Annotated in this window: 3 protein-coding genes; 2 read left to right on the plus strand and 1 reads right to left on the minus strand. The window is 42.7% G+C overall.

Features of this window, described 5'->3' with window-relative positions; all coding sequences use genetic code 11:
• On the minus strand, positions 1-568 hold a 568-nt coding region (locus J6U00_RS12335; protein WP_296582288.1), incomplete at its 3' end, for an RtcB family protein.
• Between the two features lie 148 nt (positions 569-716).
• On the opposite strand from J6U00_RS12335, the gene J6U00_RS12340 reads away from it, so the two are divergent.
• Together J6U00_RS12340 and J6U00_RS12345 are read left to right on the plus strand one after the other, a co-directional pair.
• On the plus strand, positions 717-1,979 hold the full coding sequence (locus J6U00_RS12340) for a WYL domain-containing protein (RefSeq protein WP_296582284.1): 1,263 nt from the start codon (positions 717-719) through the stop codon (positions 1,977-1,979).
• Positions 1,963-2,955 (plus strand): WYL domain-containing protein, encoded by a 993-nt coding sequence (locus J6U00_RS12345; protein WP_296582286.1) that lies wholly within the window; start codon positions 1,963-1,965, stop codon positions 2,953-2,955. The genes J6U00_RS12340 and J6U00_RS12345 overlap by 17 nt, the downstream gene beginning before the upstream one ends.
• Positions 2,956-3,046: the final 91 nt, after the last annotated feature.

The raw sequence follows: 3,046 nt of genomic DNA on the forward strand, positions 1-3,046 counted from the left end.
AGTGACGGCTTCCAGAATGGAGCATGATACCGCACATTCCGTCGTCGTCCTGCTGGAGCTCGATGAAGTGATTTCCTCCGCCGAGAGTACCTGCCTGATAGTAGCCTTCCTCTATCTGAGGGATAAGCTCCTTATCGGCTTCATACTGTCCCATTTCAGCCTTTGCACGGTCAAGCACCTCAGATGCCTGAGCTGTCTTGTAGTGTGCGAAGCCTGTAGGGATATTTCTAAGAATATCGCCGCAGATAGTCTGCACAAGGTTTCCGCTGCCTGTTACTGTTTCACGGAGGAGCGATACAGGGATATCGGTCTGAACATATGCCATACCGCAGCCTATATCAACTCCTACCGCGTTGGGAATAACAACGTTCTCACAGGCGATAACTCCGCCTATGGGCATGCCCTTGCCTGCATGAGTGTCGGGCATAAGTGCTATCCACTTGTGTGCGAATGGTAACTTCGCAAGATGCTCCGCCTGTTCAATACATTTCTCACCGACAGTTTCCATATCTGTCTGCCATATCTTTATTGGGAGCATATTTTCGTTCTTGTTGTAATGTACGAACATTTTCTTCACTTCTCTTTCCTTTAGCTTGACTTTAGTATACCATAAGAATTAGAAATAATCATATAAAAAAATCTGCGCACACTCATTTGATACTTGAAAAGGACATATTTTTTTGTTAATATATATATAAGGAAGGGGAGAGGTTTAAATGGCTGGATTCTCGGAACTTATAAAGAATTTCGATAAAACAAGAGAATACGTTCGTGATTTTTTCATTTATGGCTGTAAGGTCAGAAGTGATTTCGACAAAAAGAGCGTCCGAACCTATGACGACGAGAAGCGCCGTGTTGAGAGCTGGATGCAGGACTATATGCGCTATGACGATTCTGTTCAGGGGCGTCATGTGTCCATTTCCGTTGACAGCGGACATATTTCTGAAAATCCGCTGTATAACGCATATTACTCCAAAAGCTTTACCGGTAATGATATAAAGCTTCATTTTCTTCTTATTGATATACTACAGGACGGAAAAAAACGTTCTCTCAGAGAACTGACCGACACTTTGAACAGTGAATATGAACAGTTATTTGACGATCAGACAGTCCGCAACAAGCTAAAGGAATATACTGAAGAAGGCATAGTTATTACTGAAAAGCAGGGCAAGACCATGTATTATTCACTTGCTGCGTACTGTGCCGATGATCTCATAAAGAAGTACAAGGGACTTGATGATGCTTTGAAGTTCTTCTCAGAAGCCCCTGATTTCGGTGTTATAGGCAACAGTATAATGAAAGCTGTTGGTATCAAGAATGATCTGTTTCATATTAAGCATAATTATATGATACACTCACTTGAGGACATACTTGTTCCAGATATACTGGCGGCTATAGATGATAAGTGTTTTATCACAGTAAAAAAGTTCTCGTGGAAGAAAGATGATGAGTTTCACGAGGAAGAGATAATTCCGATGCAGATACTTATATCTGTACAGACGGGCAGGCGCTATATTGCAGCCTATGTGCCGAGAAGACGCAGATTCGTCACCTTCAGGCTTGACAGAATAAAGCAAATAAAGAGAGAGGCTGTCTGCGCTGATTATGACAGGTTCAGAGATCGTTATGATGTGAATATACAGCGCTGCTTTGGAGTTTCCTTCGGAGACCGTCGTGAGGTGGGAGCAGTAAATGCTATAAAGATAACGTTTACTGTCGACGAGAGGAACGAAAGATTCATTATAGACCGTTTAGAGCGTGAGAAGCGCTGTGCTGTGCTTGAAAAAACAGGTGAAGGTCTGTATACTCTTACTGCTGATGTGTTTGATCCAAATGAGCTGATGCACTGGGCAAAGACATTTATCGGACGTATTGTTTCGATTGAGGGCGGCACTGAGAATTTAAGACTGCGTTTTTACAATGATATTCGCAGAATGTACAGGATGTACGGAGGTATTGAAGATGAACATATTCAGTGAGATATATGGTACATATTTCCGTATAGCTGCAAAGCTTCTTGAAAATGAAGCCACTGATGAAAAGACTATTCGCGAGACCGTATTGCGTGACGGCTTTCGTGATTCTGTGCTGTTCTTACCTCAGAAGCTCATACCAAGCGGGGACGACTGGGGCCTTTTCAGACGTGACAGTGATAATATGCTCAGGCGTATAACAAAAAAAACGCCTGTAAAGGTGCTGACCAAGCTGCAAAAGATGTGGCTGAAAGCCAAACTCTCTGATCCGAGGATAAGACTGTTTCTTGAAGTCGAGACCATAGCGGAATTAATGGAGAAGCTTTCAGATGTTAAGCCGCTATACCGCCATGAGCATTTTAGGCTTACAGACAGATATGCTGATCATGACGACTATTCTGACGAGAAATATGTTGCTAATTTCCGAGCGGCTCTTGACGCTGTGAAAAAGTGTAAAATAGTGGATATTTCTTTCACATCAGGTCACGGAAAGCGTGTAATCGGCAGGTTTGTATTGCTGAAAATAGAGTTCTCACCAAAGAACGGAAAGTTTCGAGCTTACTGCTATAGGCTCAGCAATGATAAGATAAAGAACAGCGGTCTGATCAATATTGGCAGAATAGATACAATAACTGATACGGGGCGTGTATTCCGTACTCCTGTCTCAATGGACGATTATTTCAGTAGCCGTAAATGCAGTGCTCCTGCGGTCATAAGGGTAACTAACGAGAGAAACGGCGTGGAGCGCTTCATGCTTGAATTTGCTCCATATGAGAAGCATACTGTCCGCGACCTTGAAACAGGGCAGTATACCGTTGAGCTGTGGTATGACGAGCAGGACGAGACAGAGGTGCTTATAATGCTGCTTAGTTTCGGACCTGTTATAGAGATACTTGGCCCTGAGAAGTTACGTTCTCAGGCTAAAGAACGTTTAATTCGGCAATATGAGTTGATTTATGGGAAGGATCAACAATTGACCTGATACATATAGGCGGTGAAGAAATGGGATTATTCAGTAATACTAAGATCAATTTAATAAAGAAAGTGCCAGATGGTATTGTTATAGCGGTAAC

It is taken from the genome of Ruminococcus sp., assembly GCF_017650195.1.
Classification (GTDB): domain Bacteria; phylum Bacillota; class Clostridia; order Oscillospirales; family Ruminococcaceae; genus Ruminococcus.

Bases quoted from the DNA above. Each gene is read 5' to 3' on its own strand.
- J6U00_RS12340 (WP_296582284.1), top strand. From the start codon at position 717: ATGGCTGGATTCTCGGAACTTATAAAGAATTTCGATAAAACAAGAGAA.
- J6U00_RS12345 (WP_296582286.1), top strand. From the start codon at position 1,963: ATGAACATATTCAGTGAGATATATGGTACATATTTCCGTATAGCTGCA.